The sequence below is a fragment of the Bradyrhizobium sp. genome, from assembly GCF_016213215.1.
Lineage (GTDB): Bacteria > Pseudomonadota > Alphaproteobacteria > Rhizobiales > Xanthobacteraceae > Bradyrhizobium.
Window position 1 is genome coordinate 110,847 of sequence record NZ_JACRAW010000107.1, and the last position, 15,675, is coordinate 126,521.

At 62.2% G+C, this 15,675-nt stretch carries 14 protein-coding genes; 5 read left to right on the plus strand and 9 right to left on the minus strand.

Annotation, left to right across the window (positions count from 1 at the left end):
- Positions 1–4: 4 nt before the first annotated feature.
- From HY852_RS18490 to HY852_RS18510, 5 genes are all read right to left on the minus strand, one after another.
- On the minus strand, positions 5–169 hold the full coding sequence (locus HY852_RS18490; protein ID WP_291606226.1) for a cbb3-type cytochrome c oxidase subunit 3: 165 nt from the start codon (positions 167–169) through the stop codon (positions 5–7).
- A 14-nt stretch (positions 170–183) separates the two neighbouring features.
- Positions 184–918 carry a cytochrome-c oxidase, cbb3-type subunit II gene (gene ccoO, locus HY852_RS18495; RefSeq protein WP_291606227.1) on the minus strand — a complete coding sequence of 245 codons (735 nt, stop codon included), beginning with the start codon at positions 916–918 and terminating at the stop codon, positions 184–186.
- A gap of 11 nt (positions 919–929) precedes the next feature.
- Entirely contained in the window at positions 930–2,579 is a 1,650-nt protein-coding gene (ccoN, locus tag HY852_RS18500) for a cytochrome-c oxidase, cbb3-type subunit I (protein WP_291606228.1), read from the minus strand.
- Positions 2,580–3,290: 711 nt separating this feature from the next.
- Entirely contained in the window at positions 3,291–3,716 is a 426-nt protein-coding gene (locus HY852_RS18505) for a CBS domain-containing protein (RefSeq protein ID WP_291606229.1), read from the minus strand.
- 42 nt (positions 3,717–3,758) lie between these two features.
- A complete protein-coding gene (locus HY852_RS18510; protein ID WP_291606230.1) occupies positions 3,759–4,592 on the minus strand; it encodes a universal stress protein in 834 nt (277 codons plus the stop codon).
- Positions 4,593–4,808: 216 nt separating this feature from the next.
- Here HY852_RS18510 and fixL point away from each other — a divergent pair, with 216 nt between their 5' ends.
- From fixL to HY852_RS18530, 4 genes are all read left to right on the plus strand, one after another.
- Positions 4,809–6,332 carry a sensor protein FixL gene (fixL, locus tag HY852_RS18515; protein ID WP_291606231.1) on the plus strand — a complete coding sequence of 508 codons (1,524 nt, stop codon included), beginning with the start codon at positions 4,809–4,811 and terminating at the stop codon, positions 6,330–6,332.
- A 3-nt stretch (positions 6,333–6,335) separates the two neighbouring features.
- On the plus strand, positions 6,336–6,953 hold the full coding sequence (gene fixJ / locus HY852_RS18520; RefSeq protein WP_291606232.1) for a response regulator FixJ: 618 nt from the start codon (positions 6,336–6,338) through the stop codon (positions 6,951–6,953).
- Between the two features lie 43 nt (positions 6,954–6,996).
- Positions 6,997–7,425, plus strand: a complete 429-nt coding sequence (locus HY852_RS18525; protein WP_291606233.1) for a response regulator — start codon at positions 6,997–6,999, stop codon at positions 7,423–7,425.
- Positions 7,426–7,525: 100 nt separating this feature from the next.
- A complete protein-coding gene (locus HY852_RS18530) occupies positions 7,526–8,227 on the plus strand; it encodes a helix-turn-helix domain-containing protein (protein WP_291606234.1) in 702 nt (233 codons plus the stop codon).
- Between the two features lie 75 nt (positions 8,228–8,302).
- Here the strand turns inward: HY852_RS18530 and HY852_RS18535 are convergent, their stop codons facing one another.
- From HY852_RS18535 to HY852_RS18550, 4 genes are all read right to left on the minus strand, one after another.
- Positions 8,303–9,508: an MFS transporter gene (locus HY852_RS18535; protein WP_291606235.1), complete on the minus strand. Its 1,206-nt coding sequence runs from the start codon at positions 9,506–9,508 to the stop codon at positions 8,303–8,305.
- 129 nt (positions 9,509–9,637) lie between these two features.
- The gene (locus HY852_RS18540; protein WP_291606236.1) at positions 9,638–10,147 is read right to left on the minus strand and encodes a PRC-barrel domain-containing protein; all 510 of its coding nucleotides are present in this window, start codon (positions 10,145–10,147) and stop codon (positions 9,638–9,640) included.
- A 27-nt stretch (positions 10,148–10,174) separates the two neighbouring features.
- On the minus strand, positions 10,175–12,379 hold the full coding sequence (locus HY852_RS18545; protein WP_291606237.1) for an amylo-alpha-1,6-glucosidase: 2,205 nt from the start codon (positions 12,377–12,379) through the stop codon (positions 10,175–10,177).
- Positions 12,380–12,549: 170 nt separating this feature from the next.
- Positions 12,550–14,313, minus strand: a complete 1,764-nt coding sequence (locus HY852_RS18550; RefSeq protein ID WP_291606262.1) for an ABC transporter ATP-binding protein — start codon at positions 14,311–14,313, stop codon at positions 12,550–12,552.
- 270 nt (positions 14,314–14,583) lie between these two features.
- Between HY852_RS18550 and HY852_RS18555 the strand changes: the two genes are divergently transcribed.
- Positions 14,584–15,654, plus strand: a complete 1,071-nt coding sequence (locus tag HY852_RS18555; protein WP_291606238.1) for a glycosyltransferase family 4 protein — start codon at positions 14,584–14,586, stop codon at positions 15,652–15,654.
- Positions 15,655–15,675 lie beyond the last annotated feature (21 nt).

Genomic DNA, 15,675 nt, shown 5'->3' on the forward strand with positions numbered 1-15,675 from the left:
TTTATCACTCCTCTCGCAACGGCAGGCTCGCCGCTTCGTCGAAAGCGGCCTTGTTGCGGGGCCAGAAGGCATAAGCAACGATCGCGAGAAAGATCCCGACGAACAATGGCGTCCAGATCGTCGTCACAATGTCGGACGCAAGGTTATGGACTGTTAAGATGGCTTTCATCGTTTCAGGCTTTCTCAGCGAAGATTGGCTTTTTCGTTGTAGAGCTTGAAGTCGACCAGCGTGCCCAGCATCTGCAAGTAGGCGACGAGCGCGTCCATTTCCGTCGGCGCACCAGGCTGACCGTCGAAATCACGCACCACCGCCTTTGCATAACGCTTGCCGAATGCGTCGGCACTCTTGCCGTCCGGATCGACCTGCGCCTTCATGTCGGCCGCGGCGTTGGCGATCTGGTCCTCCGTGTAGGGAACGCCGATCGTACGAAGCGTCTTCATGTGGCTCGCAATCGCCGCCGAATCGACGTCCGCCTTGGCCAGGAACGGATAGCCGGGCATCACCGACTGCGGCACGATCGCCCGCGGGTTGACCAGGTGGGTCACGTGCCAGGAGTCGGAGTACTTGCCACCGACGCGGGCGAGGTCAGGCCCGGTCCGCTTCGAACCCCACTGGAAGGGGTGGTCATACATGCTCTCGGCCGCAAGCGAGTAGTGGCCGTAGCGCTCGACCTCGTCGCGCAGGGGCCGGACCATCTGCGAGTGGCACAGATAACAGCCCTCGCGGACGTAGACGTTGCGCCCCGCGAGCTCCAGCGGAGTGTACGGCCTTACCCCGTCCACTGCCTCGATCGTGCTCTTCAGGTAGAAGAGCGGCGCGATCTCGACGAGACCACCGATCGCGACCACCACAATGATGGCGACAATCAGCAGGATCGAGTTCTTTTCCAGGATATAGTGTCGTGTCCAGACAGACATTGTGAGGCTCCTCATTCCGCCGGCTGGAGAGCGACGGGCGCTTGCACTTCCGCCTCACCGACGCGCACGGTCATCCAGAGATTGTACGCCATGATCAACGCGCCAATCAGGAAGAGCGCTCCGCCAGCTGCACGGATGATGTAGAAGGGATGCATCGCTTCGACAGTCTCGATGAAGGAGTACTCGAGGAAGCCGAGCGATGTGTAGGCACGCCACATCAGGCCCTGCAGGATACCGGATACCCACATCGCCGAGATGTAGAGGACGATGCCGAGCGTGGCGATCCAGAAGTGCCAGTTGACGAGCTTGAGGCTGTAGAGGCCCTTGCGATTCCAGGCCCAAGGCACGAGGCAGTACAGCGCTCCGAAGGAGACGAAACCGACCCAGCCGAGGGCACCGGAGTGCACGTGGCCGATCGTCCAGTCAGTGTAGTGGCTGAGCGAGTTCACCACCTTGATCGACATCATCGGGCCTTCGAAGGTCGACATGCCGTAGAAGGCGACGGAGACGACCAGCATGCGCAGCACCGGATCGGTGCGGAGCTTGTCCCAGGCGCCGGACAGCGTCATCAGACCGTTGATCATGCCGCCCCATGAGGGCATCCACAGCATGATGGAGAAGGTCATGCCCAGTGTCTGCGTCCAGTCCGGCAGCGCCGTGTAGTGCAGATGGTGCGGACCCGCCCAGATGTACAGGAAGATCAGCGCCCAGAAGTGCACGATCGACAGCCGGTAGGAGTAGACCGGACGCTCAGCGCGCTTGGGCACGAAGTAGTACATGATGGCCAGGAAGCCGGCGGTCAGGAAGAAGCCGACTGCGTTGTGGCCATACCACCACTGAACCATCGCATCCTGCACGCCGCCCCAGACGATGTAGGACTTGGAGCCGAAGAACGACACCGGCAGCGTCGGATTGTTGCCGAGATGGAGCACCGCGATGGTGACGATGAAGGCGAAGAAGAACCAGTTCGCAACGTAGATGTGCGGTTCCTTGCGCTTGATGACCGTCACCAGGAAGACGAGCAGGTACATAACCCACACGATCGTCAGCCAGAGATCCGAGTACCATTCGGGTTCGGCATATTCCTTGCCCTGCGTGACGCCGAGCAGATAGCCCGTGCCGGCAATGACAATGAAGAAGTTGTAGCCGAGAACGACGAACCAGGGCGCGAGTTCACCGGCGAGCCGTGCCCGGCAGGTCTTCTGCACGACATAGAGCGATGTCGCCAGCAACACGTTGCCGCCAAAGGCGAAGATCACCGCCGAGGTGTGCAGCGGCCGCATGCGACCGAAGTTCGTCCATGGCAGATCGAAATTGAGCCAGGGCCAGGCGAGCTGGGATGCGATCAGTAGACCGACCGTGAACCCGGCAATACCCCAGAACATCGCCATGAAGGAGGCGAACTTGATGGGACCCAGATTATAGTTCGGCTGGCCGTTGATCTCCTGCGGCGGCAGGGCCGCCGGGCGATTGAGATAGCGGTTGATGATCGCGAAGACTGCAGCGAGGCTCGCCACGGCGCCGAGCGATGCATGGAACGCAAACGGTGCATCGACTGCTTTGGCTGCCGCAATCACGCACAGGAATGCGGTGACTGCGAACACTGCCGCCAAGCCGCTTTCACCGATGGTCATGGATTTGGAAACTGAGGGCTGGCTCATGCGGATTCTCTCTTGAAGAACACGCGGCCAGAAATCACATCGAGCAATACGAGGAATTGATCTCAATCAACGTTGCTTGATCGACGACGATGGAACCGGAACGTTGATCGCGATGGAACCGGAACCGATGGACACCGATCGCATACAAAAGGACGGATTTAGATGATTAATCGCCAATTAGTGACGAGCGCGTCATACTTCCCGTGAAACCACGTCGTTCGAAAGTCGAAGCCGGCATCCGATGTGACAAGAGCACAACGAAAGTCGAAGAGATCGTCCTAAAGTCCAACGTTCGCGCCATCTTCTCGCCGTCGTCATCAGTGCCGCGGCGACGTTCACTGCGACGAGGCGCAGCGAGTCGCCGCGTATTGTCTCGCAAACCGATGCCGCCGATCCGTGGTTTCTGCTCTGAGCTGCAGCACGCGCCGCGTAGCATGACGAATGAACTCAGACGTCACGTCAGCGCCTTTAGATTTATTCTAACGTTTGTGCGGAGCCATTTGGGTCGACTGGACTCCCGAATCGAGCTTCGCAACGGAGCCGACGATCTGATCGCGTCCGATTCGACGGCATGCGCAATCGTGAGGGAGGACGCGGGCCAGCGGCGTCCGGACGCACACAGACCAGATGAGTCCAGGCGCCATCACGTCCGAAATCCTGGATTCAACCGGCCTCGTCCTCTTCGACGGGATACGCCTTGAACTCGTGAAGCTATTCTCTCGCCGTGGTCTTGAGCGCGGCGATAACGTCCTCGCGCGAGATGATGCCGACCAGTCGTTGCGTGTTGTCGAGCACAAGGATGCTGCGGATGCGGTGCTCGACCATGAGCTGTAGCACGCGGGTAAGCCGCGTGTCGGGACGGACGTAGATGAACTCGGGCGTCATCACGTCGCCGACCGTTCGATTCATCAGGTCGGCGTAGTGCGGGATCATTTGCGTCGGCGTGAACGCAAAGCATTTCAAGATGTCGAACTTGGTGACAATGCCGACAACCTGCCCGTCCTCTTCCACCGGATAGGAGTTGAAGTCGTCGCGCTCGAACATTTCGCTGAGTTCGAGCATGTTGACATCCCGCGCGACCGTCTTGACGGCGCGCGTCATATAGCCCTCAGCGGTCTGCTCAAGAAATTTGTACAAGGCGCGTTCTCATCTGCATCGTTTCGGGGCCGCTCGCCTGCGTCAGTGCGACAGCAAAACGCAACGGGCGGATTGGTTGATCAGGTGCTGCGTGACACCACCGAGAATCAGTTCGCGGAAACGGGAATGACCATAAGCGCCGGCCACGATCAGGCCGGCGCCGACTTCGCCCGCCACCGCATCGAGGTGACTGGCCGCGTTGCTGTTGCGGCTCGCTTCCGACACTCGCGCCGAAGCGGAAATGCCATGGCGCGCCAGCCATGCGACCACGTCGGCGACCCGGGCCATCGCGGCCGACCGGTCTTCCTTTCCTTCCGGAATCTCGACGACCGACACGTCTTTCGCCTTGCGCAACATCGGCAGCGCGTCAGCTACAGCCCGTCTGGCCTCGGGCGTGTCCTTCCACGCGACAAGGACGCTGCGCAGATCCAGGGCGCCGGCGATGTCGGGAACGACCAGGAGCGGACGGCCGGCCTGCATCACCAGATCCTTGGGACTGGCGAGCGAAAACGAGTCGGAAAAGGCCGGGCTTTGTCCACCGCTGACGATAATGTCGGCGCAACGCGCCTGTTGCAGGGTATAGCGCGCCGGAAATTCGAGGGCGCCGCGCCATTCGACACGCCCGCCCCTGTTCCTGGTCGTCTCGCGGAACAGCGTTTCGAGTTCGGCAAGCTTCTTCCTGATCGCGTCCTCACCTTGGTCGATCAGGCTCTGGGCCTGCTCGCCATCGGCGAAGTACAGCGGGGGCGCGAATTGCGCGGCAGCGACACCTACAATCGTCGCCTCAAAGCGCTCCGCAACCTCGCCCGCCGCCCGAAGACGTGCGTCGTTCGGCTGGTCCAGGGCCAGGCTGACCATGATGGTCGCGTATGTCATCGCACTCTCCGAAACTCTCAAGTGGGCTGATTTGTAACCATCCGATCGCCAGGCAGGATGAGATAGATCAAACAGTCGTTAGAACTGCCGTTCGCAAGGCGGATTTCACAGAAATCCTCAATAGAATCAGGCGGTCGAACTTGCCACCAGCGTTCCCATGAGCGAAATTGTGGTACCCGGAGCCGGCACTTGATCCGGCCCTGATGGAGCAAGAACTTGGCCCATACCAGCGCTGCTGAACCGCCCGACGAGGGTGCTCGGAGCGATCATTTTCGAGTCCGAATTGAGGGATTCGGGGTCGGCACCTGGGACCTTGACCTTCTGACGCATGAGCTGCAGTGGTCCGAGGTCACGCGGAGCCTGTTCGGCGTGCCGCGTGACCAGGCTGTTACCTACGAACGCTTCCTGTCGCTGCTCCGGCCGGCCGATCGTGGACGGGTCGAGCAGGCGATCAGGCAGGCCGCCGAAAAGGGCGGCGCATTTGATGTCTCTTTCAGAATCGGCGGGTCTACCGGAAGGGGCCAATGGATCCGCGCGCGCGCTGGCGTGATCAGGGATGAATCCGGCGCTTCCCGCCACCTGAGCGGCATCATCCTTGATATCGACCAGGAAAAGCAGGTTGAAGAGGCGCTTAGGACCAGCGAAAGCCACATGCGCTCGATCCTGGAGACGGTGCCTGACGCCATGATCGTCATCGACGGACACGGCATGATCCAGCTGTTCAGCAGCGCAGCCGAGCGTCTGTTCGGCTATTCCGAGCAGGAGGCGATCGGCCAGAACGTCAGCATCCTGATGCCCGAGCCGGACCGGACCCGCCACGACGACTACGTCGCGCGCTACCGTTCGACCGGCGAGCGGCACATTATCGGAATCGGGCGAATCGTCACCGGTAAGCGGCGAGACGAGACCACTTTTCCGATGCACCTTTCGATTGGCGAGATGCAGTCCGGCGGCGTACCTTATTTCACCGGGTTCGTCCGCGACCTGACCGAACACCAGCAGACCCAGGCGCGGTTGCAGGAGTTGCAGTCCGAGCTCGTCCATGTCTCGCGTCTGAGCGCGATGGGAGAGATGGCCTCCGCCCTCGCCCACGAGCTGAACCAGCCGCTCGCCGCCATCAGCAATTACATGAAGGGCTCGCGCCGGCTTCTCGCGGGCATAACCGACCCCAATACGCCTAAAATCGAGAGCGCGATGGACCGCGCGGCCGAACAGGCGATTCGCGCCGGGCAGATCATCCGGCGGCTGCGTGACTTCGTTGCTCGGGGCGAATCTGAAAAGCGCGTCGAGAGCCTGTCCAAGCTGATCGAGGAAGCCGGCGCCCTCGGCCTTGCCGGTGCGCGCGAGCAGAACGTCCAGCTTCGCTTCAGCCTCAATCCGAACGCCGACCTCGTCCTGGCCGACCGCGTCCAGATCCAGCAGGTCATGGTCAACCTGTTCCGCAACGCACTGGAAGCAATGACGCAATCGCCGCGCCGGGAACTGGTCGTGAGCAATACCAAGGACCACGACGAAATGATTGAAGTGCAAGTCTCCGACACCGGATCGGGGTTCCAGGATGATGTCTTGCCGAACTTGTTTCAGACTTTCTTTACGACAAAGGAGACCGGCATGGGAGTAGGACTCTCCATCAGCCGCTCGATCATCGAGGCTCACGGGGGACGGATGTGGGCGGAGAGCAACGCATCGGGCGGAGCAACGTTTCGATTCACGTTGCCGCCGGCCACAGGTGAGAGCTGACCCATGCCGAGCAAAGGAAAGGTCTACGTGATCGACGACGACGAGGCGATGCGGGACTCGCTGAATTTCCTGCTCGATTCGTCAGGCTTCGAGGTCACTCTGTTCGAAAATGCGCAGGGCTTTCTCGATGCGCTGCCCGGCCTGGATTTCGGGTGCGTCGTGTCCGACGTGCGCATGCCCGGAATTGACGGGATCGAGCTCTTGAAACGCCTGAAGGCGGAGGGCAGCCGGTTTCCGATCGTTATGATGACAGGACACGGCGACGTGCCTCTCGCGGTCGATGCGATGAAGCTTGGCGCCGTCGACTTTCTCGAAAAACCGTTCGAGGACGATCGCCTGACCGCGATGCTCGATCAGGCGATCCGCTATGCGGAGCCGGCCGCGAAGAACGAAGCGATCGCGCACGACATCGCCGCGCGCGTCGCCTCGTTAAGTCCGCGCGAACGCCAGGTCATGGAAGGCCTGATCGCCGGCCTTTCCAATAAGCTTATCGCACGGGAGTACGACATCAGTCCGCGTACCATCGAGGTCTACCGCGCCAACGTCATGACCAAGATGCAGGCCAACAGCCTTTCGGAACTGGTGCGCCTCGCGATGCGAGCGGGCATGCTCAAAGATTGAGCCAAGTCAAGGCCTGGTTATTGTCCTGTGCTAGCAAATACGCATGTCTGAAGTATTCGTTCAACATGAGCGGCCGGTGGCGTCATCTCTAAAGCACACAGTTTACGTGGTTGACGACGACGCTGCCGTACTGGGATCATTGAGATTCCTGCTGGAAACGGACGGCTTTGCCGTGCGGACCTTCAGGAATGGTACGGCACTACTCAATTCCGTCCGCAGCCCCGGCGCAGACTGCTATGTCATCGACTACAAGATGCCCGATATCAACGGCATCGATCTCGCGGGCCGGCTGCGCAAGTCCAACATTCAGGCACCAGTGATCCTGATCACCGGTTATCCGGACGAGAACATCTCCACCCGCGCCGCGGCCGCCGGGGTAAAAGATGTTATGATGAAGCCACTTCTGGAGGAAAGCTTGGTCAAGCGCATCCGCTCCGTGATCCAGGACGATCATCCCCAGACGACGCAATAACCTACGGGATTCTACGTACGGAAACCTACTTAAGATATCGCGCTAAATTTCCGGTATCGGCGAACCGCGGTAGTTAATGGCCATCACAAAGGAGATGGCCATGCTTACGCAAACGCTGAACAATAAGGTCACCCCCCTAGTCGGCAGCAAGGTCAGCCCCGCAGCCGCCTTCCCGGTCCCCGATCAGTTTGGAGCCGTCACCGGCCACGTTGGTCTCGTCGCCAGCGAGTTCTCCTATAAGAAAGATGAAGAGATCTACGGCGAGGACGAGCCTGCTGAATATGTCTATCAGGTTGTCTCCGGCGCGGTGCGCAGCTACAAGCTTCTCTCCGACGGCCGCCGTCAGATCGGCGCCTTCCACCTGCCCGGCGACGTGTTTGGACTGGAATCCGGTGCGGCGCACCGCCTCGCCGCGGAAGCCATCATCGACACCACCGTTCGCCTTGTGAAGCGCAGCAGCCTGGAGAAGGCTGCCGGCGTCGACGTCCAGGTCGCCCGCAGGCTCTGGGCCATGACCGCCGGTGAACTGCGCCACGCCGAAGACCACATGCTGCTGCTCGGCCGCAAGACCGCCATGGAGCGCGTTGCGACCTTCCTGCTCGAAATGGATCGCCGTCTCGCCGTGGCGGGCATGATGGCTCTGCCGATGTGCCGCCGCGATATCGGCGACTATCTCGGTCTGACGCTGGAGACGGTGTCGCGGGCGCTGTCGCAGCTTCACGCTCAAGGCATTCTCGGCTTCTCCGGCGCGCGCCAGATCGTGCTGCGCAACCGTCAGCGCCTGCACAATATGGACGCCTGATACACCGGACTGTGTGAGTTCCTCCCGAGACTGGCCGGCCAAACGTTGTTTGGCCGGCCATTTTTTCGAAACCGCTCAGCGTATGCTGCGCCGGGTTTCCGGCATCAACTGCCAGATCAGCATGAATCCGACGGCGGCGATGCCGGCGAGCGACAAGAACGCGGAGCTGCTCCCGAACGTGTCGCTGATGTAGCCGGCAATCGCGGTGCTGAGCGAGGCGCCGATGCCGGTCGCGGTTCCGACGATTCCCTGCGCCAGGTTGAAGTGCCCGCTGCCGAAGGTGACGTCCGCCACGATGAGCGGCACCATGACGGCAAAAACCGCCGCGGTGATGCCGTCGAAGACTTGTACAAGGACGAGGAGATACGGATCGCTCACCGTCGCAAACAGCAGACCGCGAATCGCCAGCGCTGCGAAGCCGATCAGAAGCAGGGGCCGGCGGCCCCAGCTTTGCGCATTCCTGCCGACCGCAGGTGACATCAACGCCACGATCGCCTGCGGCACGATGATGCAGGCGGCGATCAAGACGGGCGCCCATTGGCTCGAGCGGGTCGTGACCACGCCTGCCATCAGCGGCAGCATCGCGGCGTTGGCCAGGTGCAGGAGCAGAACGCCGCCCGCGAAGATCAGGAGCGGCCGCTGGCGCAGGAGCGTCCAAACACTAGTTTCCGCCGCACTCGATGCCTCGCGATAGATCGCGCCGTGGGCGCGGGCTACATCGATCTCATCTTCCCGGATACGCCAAAGCGCAAGCAGGGTCGGAATCGCCAGCACGCAGGTAACGAGAAAGACCGAACGACTCGACACGAGCGAACCGCAGGTGCCCATCACCGCGGCCGCGACCCCGTTGCCGAGAGAGGCAAAACGCGCGTTGCGGCCGAGCCGCTCGCCCATGGCCCCCCGCCCGACCAGACCGAGCGTGATGGCCGCGATCGCCGGACCCAGGACGCAGCTGGCCGCGGCGTGCAGCGTTGCTGCCGCCACTACCACCGGGAAGATCGGCCAGACGGCATAGGCGAGCGCGCAGACGCCGATGGTCGCAATCGCAAGTCCCGCGACCAGCCGCTCGGATTTCGCCGCGTCGATGATCGCACCGCCGGGCATCTGCCCGATCAGGCCGACGATGCCGCCGATCGACAGGACGAGTCCGATTTCGGCCTGGGTCCACTTCTGTGTCGTCAGATAGACCGCGATGAACGGGCCGAAACCGGTCTGGACATCGGCGAGGAAGAAGATGAACCAATCGAGCCCCCGCAGGCTCTGCCTGGATGGCGAAGGCATCTCGCTTGGTTGTGAAGTTGATGGCGGCACGGAATCGCCGCTGCGGCTTTGAGCTTGGCCACCCTGATGATCGCGCGGATCGGTCGGCTTTTCGGACAAGTGCACCGGCAGTCTGCTTTCCCACGTATATTAAGGAATGACCTGCAAGGGCTGCAGGCTGCCCGACGCGCCCAGCACGACGATCGGCTTGTCCACCTTGTATTCAGGCGCCGCCGCCACCTGGGCCTTGGTCAACTCGAGGATGATGGTGTCGCGCTTGTTGGCAAGCTGGCCGAAATGCAGTGCATTCCAGTCGACGACGATTTTCCGGCTGCCCACACCGAGAAATCCGCCGAAATCGATGACGGCCGCCCGCGCAGTGCCGGTGCGATCGACAACAATGTCGACGATGCGCCCCATGTCCTCGTTGGCTGGGCTGCGAACCTCGCGGCCGAGCACGCCATGCGCGTCCCTCGGCCCGATGATGGTCACCGAAGGCGGCGGAGCGGGTTCCTTCGGACTGGCCGGCGCCGCCGTGGGTGATGGAGGGGCCGGGCCCGGCTGCGCCGGCGCCTCGTCCCTGGCATGCGACGGGATGAGCGGGACGGCGCAAAACGCCGCAACCGGGATGAACCAGATGAATCGCCACGTGCGACTCATATGAACCTCCTCTCACGATCCCAGGACCTAGCGCGCCAGCACGATCGATACCTGGATCCTGCCGCGCGTACGCAAGACCTCCAGTGACACGTCATCTCCATGGCAGCGGATCCTGAGATCGACGCTGGATGGTCCCAGGCGCAGCTCGCGCAGGATCACCTCATTGAGGAAAGGCGGCAGATGCGGATTGCGCAGCCGGATCTCGCCGCGCGCGACGTCGAACTCGAGCCCGAGCGCGGCTTCCAGCAGAGTGAACGGCGTGGCGCTGGCCCAGGCCTGTGGCGCACAGGCCACCGGATAAAGCGTCGGACCGCGCCGCTTCTCGCGCCGGAAGCCGCAGAACAATTCCGGCAGGCGCCGCAAATCCATGTAGGTCGCCGCCTCGAACAATCCCCTGAAGAGATGGGCTACCGAATGCTTCAGGCCGTAGTGTGCAAGTCCCAGCGCGATCAGCGCGTTGTCGTGCGGCCAGATCGAACCGTCATGGTAGGACATCGGGTTGTAGCGCGCCTCTCCGAGCGCGACGGTGCGGATACCCCATCCGCTGAAGAAATGCGGCCGCAGCAGATCGGCCGCGACTTTGCGGGCACGATCTTCCCGCACCATCCCGGAAAACAGGAGCTGTCCGGCATTCGAGGTGCGGACGGCGCAGGGCTTCTTCGCACCGTCAAGCGCCAGCGCGTAGGTGCCCAGTTGCTCGCACCAGAACGCCTCCTCGAAGCGAGCGGCAAGCGCCTGCGCCTCCGCCTCCAGCCGCCGCGCGATCTCTCCCTTGCCGAGGTGGGCGGCACAGCGCGCGGCAAGGCGCTTAGCGGCGAACACATAGCCCTGCACCTCCGCGAGCGCGATATGACCTTCCGCGAGCGTGCCATCGGCATGAAAGATCGCGTCGTAAGAGTCCTTCCAGCCCTGGTTGGCGAGCCCCTGCTCGGAAGCGCGCCGATATTCGATAAAGCCGTCGCGGTCGGGATCGCCGGGCCCGTCGATCCAGCCGAGCGCCGCCTCGATGCACGGCCACAGCTCGGCGAGGGTCTGCTCATCGCCGCTCCGCTCGAAATACAGGCCGGCAAGCAACACGAACAACGGGGTGGAGTCGACGCTGCCGTAATACTGCGCAAACGGCACCTCGCGCAACGCGGCCATCTCGCCGCCGCGCATCTCGTGCAGGATCTTACCCGGCTCGGCGTCGGCGAGCGCGTTGTTGGCCGTGGCTTGAAAATGCGCGAGCCGCTTCAAGACGCCCTTGGCCACGCGCTCGTCGATCCACAGCATCTGGAGCGCCGTGATCAAGCCGTCCCGGCCGAACGTCGTCGAATACCAGGGAATCCCGGCATAGGGATAACGACCCTGCGGCGTGTCCGTCATCAGCATGTTCAGGTCGGCCATCGCCTGGCACAGCACCTCGTTGAAAATGTTGTTCGATGTCTCGATGCTCGTGGCGCCGACGGTCGACTGGCGCATCTCGCGCCGATGCGCGAGCAGGCCCGAAAAGAATCGTGCGGAGTGCAGCGTCGGCGGCCGATTGCAGGACGCGGCGACGAACAAGGAGGTGACCTGGTGCGGCTTGAGATCCAGACACCACGTGGCGGCATTGACCGTCAGACGCGTCGGCTGCGGATCGAAATGCAGCGCCGTCGTGCGCACCATGTCGTCGAGCCCTCGATATTCCAGCACCACGTCGCTCGCACCGAGCAACTTGCCGGACCCGGTGCCACGCCGGGGCCGCCGTTCGCCGCGAACCTCGAACAAGTCGGCGAAGTCGTTGTCATACAACAAGGTGACTTCGAAGCTCGCGGGGCGATCGCCATGGTTCTGCAGGCCAATGCGCTGAAAGGCCGTACCCCGCCACAGGAAGATGGTGCGCACGACGTGCAGCATGTCCTTTTGCAGGACGATCCTGCCGTGACGGTAGATATCGGGATTGGTGAGATCGACGGTCAGCGCGGAATTGTCGTCGCGGAGATTGGAGCCGAGCAGCAGAGGCTGGACGCCGTCAAGCACCAGTTCCAGCCGCGCGAGATAGCGCGTATCACAGTTGAAGAGACCGTCGGGACCGCCGGCCGAGGCGCCGATATCGCCATGGCTGTCCAGGACGATGAATGTGTCGTCATGCTTGAGCGAGCGTCGCGGCCTGGCCCCGGGCCCTGTCATCGGAATGTAGAACGGCTGTTCCGCGACCGGCTCCTTGGGGCGTGACGCCGATACGACTTGGGTTACGACCTCGGCTGACATGCTTGACCTCGCGCGATACCCCACGCTTCGAGAAACGCAACCGACCCGAATGCGACGGCTGCACTAGAGCACAATTCTTGCGCTGGATCACCCTCGCGCTCGGTTCCTTGATTCAGCGTGATCGTCTTCGGAAAACCGTTCATTGCGCCAAGGCTTCGCGTCCGGATGCCCTACGCCGCGAACCTGGCGAGCCGATTCATTTCCTGCGTCACCAGCTCGCGGTAGGGACCATGGCCCTGCATCAAACGATCTGGCGGTCCATCCTCGATGATCTTGCCCGACTTCAGCACCACCACCCGGTCGAAATTGCGCAGCGTCGCAAGACGGTGCGCGATCGCGATCACGGTGCGGCCGCGCATCAGCCGCGCAAGCGCTTCCCGGATCGCCTCCTCCGACTCGCTGTCGAGCGCAGCCGTCGCCTCGTCCAGGAGCAGGATCGGCGCGTCCTTGAGGAATGCGCGCGCAATCGCGATGCGTTGTCGCTGGCCGCCTGACAGTTTCACGCCCCGGTCACCGACCATGGTGTCGAGCCCCTCCGGCAGCATCTCGACGAAATCGCAGCGCGCCGCGATGGCGGCGCGCAAAACCTCATCGTCGGTGGCATTCGGCCGGCCGTAACGGATGTTTTCCCGGATGGAACGATGAAACAGGGAAATGTCCTGCGGCACAACGGATATCGCCTCGCGCAGGCTCTGCTGCGTGACCTTGGAAATGTCCTGGCCGTCGATGGTGATGCTGCCCTGCTTCACGTCGTAGAACCGCTGCAACAGAACGAAGAGTGTGGACTTGCCGGCACCGGATTGGCCGACCAGCCCGACCCGCTGGCCTGGCTGCAATCGTAGGCCGAACCGTTCGAAGATTTCGTTGCCGCCGGGATAGCCGAACGAGATGTTGTTGAAGGAGATCGCCGCGCCGCTCTTGAGCAGGGGCCCGGCTTCGGGATGATCGCGCAGTTCATGCGGCACCAGCAATGTCGCGATCGCTTCGGTCAGTCGGGCCACGTGCTGGGTGACGTCGACCAGAGCCACCGCAAGATCGCGCGTGGCGTTCAGGATCGAAAGCCCGAGCGTGCAGACCAGAACGACGTCTCCGGTGGTGGCATGGCCGCGCTGCCACAGCGTGATGGCCCAGGCGAGCAGCGCAATCGTCAACACGACTGTCACGGCCGCATGGGTGATACGCAGTTTTTCCAGATAGCGCAGGCTGCGGCTACGCGCGGCCAGTTCGCGGCCGACGGTCGCGTCAAACCGTTCTTGCTCGTGGCTGATCCCGCAGAACGCCCGTACCAGCGGCATGTTGCTGATCACGTCGATCATCTCGCCATCGACCAGAGCGGCCTTATCCGCGAAGTCGTTGTGCAGCGGCTTGCCGGCGGCGGCGAGGTGAAAGATGGCAATCACCATGCCGCCGGCGACGACGATCAGGCCGGCGGCCATCGGCAGGCTAACGGTTCCGATTAGCACGATGGCCACAAACGTCGCAATGCATGGCGGCAGCACGTTCCACACCAGCATGTTCTCGACCGTGAAAACGGCGTTGGATGTTGCGGTGATGCGGCTGGTCAGCATCCCCGGCAGACGGTCGCTGAAATAGCTGGGCGCATGGCCGGTCAGATGGCGAAAGATGTCGCGTCGAAGGTCTCCGGTGATGCGCACAAAGGTGAAGCTCGCGACCCAGCTTGCGATGCGCCACAGGAAGTTGTCCGCCGCGATCAGCGATATGAGCAAAGCGAATGCCTGCCATACGCTGTGGCCATACGCGGGTCCCATCGACAAAATGTCCACGAGATACTTGACGCCGTACTGCGTGCTCACCGAACAGGCAACCGCGGCCACCACTGCGGCCAGGATCACCAGGTGGGATACCCACCTCCGGCGCACGTATCGCGATACGAAGGCGAACGGCCGCTGCGCGTATCCTGAAAGTTGGTCCATCATGCGGTAGTCGCCCCACCCGAGACATACGGAAGATCAGCAGTGCTGGTTCAGCAGAACTGCTCGCCGTTGGTCCACTGAACACCGATGGCGCCGGTCTGTTCCATCACACTGTTTTTCCGAGCGATCGCCCCGATGTCCATCTGTCAAGGAAAGTAACCTTTGTTGAACGGAACTTCCGCAGGCGCGAGACCGTTCTTTGCCAGGCATGCCGGTGCCGACATCAGCAGGGGGTAAATTCTTCCATGATTGCAGCGAGGAGATAGCGAGATGCGCATCGCGCAGGTAGCTCCGTTGACGGAGGCTGTTCCACCCAGGCTTTATGGCGGCACCGAGCGGGTGGTGCACTGGTTGACCGAAGAGCTGGTAGCGCTCGGACATGAAGTCACCCTGTTCGCCAGCGGCGATTCCCAGACGTCAGCGAAGCTCGAAGCTTTGTGGCCGAAGGCACTGCGTCTCGACGGCGCGGTGCGGGATCCGAACGCATTGCACACGGTGATGTTGGAGCGGGTAAGGCAAAAATGTGATGAGGAGGAATTCGACTTCCTGCATTTCCACCTCGATTACTATCCGTTCTCGCTGTTCTGTCGCCAGCCCACGCCATTCGTGACGACCCTGCACGGACGTCTCGATCTCCCAGAGCACCAGCCGGTGTTCGACACCTTTTCTTCCGTGCCGGTAATCTCGATTTCAAATGCACAGCGCCGGCCGGTTCCGCAGGCGAACTGGGTGCAGACAGTGCATCACGGCTTGCCGGAGACTCTCCTGACGCCCAAACCCGCGCGTCCGAATTATCTCGCCGTGCTCGGCAGGATTGCGCCTGAGAAGGGAGTTGACCGTGCCATCAAGATCGCCACACGTTGCGGGGTTCCACTGAAGATCGCTGCCAAAATCGACCGTGCCGACCAGGACTATTACGACGAAGTGATTTGCCCGCTGATCACCGCCAACCCGCACGTGGAATATATCGGTGAGATCGGAGATTGCGAAAAGTCCGACTTCCTGAGTGGGGCCATCGGCCTGTTGGTGCCCATCGACTGGCCGGAACCGTTCGGCCTGGTCATGATCGAAGCGATGGCTTGCGGCACGCCAGTGATCGCCTTCAACCGTGGCTCGGTGCCGGAGATCATCGACGACGGCCTTACCGGCTTTGTCGTCGAGGACGAGATCAGCGCGGTGGCCGCCGTGAGTCGCCTATCGCAGCTCAGCCGCGACGCGATCCGCAAGCGGTTCGAGCAGCGCTTCACCGCGCGGCGCATGGCGCAGGACTACCTCGCGGCCTATCGCAGCCTGATGGAAGCAGCCGCTCCGAAGATCAAGCTGGTAAGCAGCGCGGAATAGACGGTAGGACAGCGGCACCAC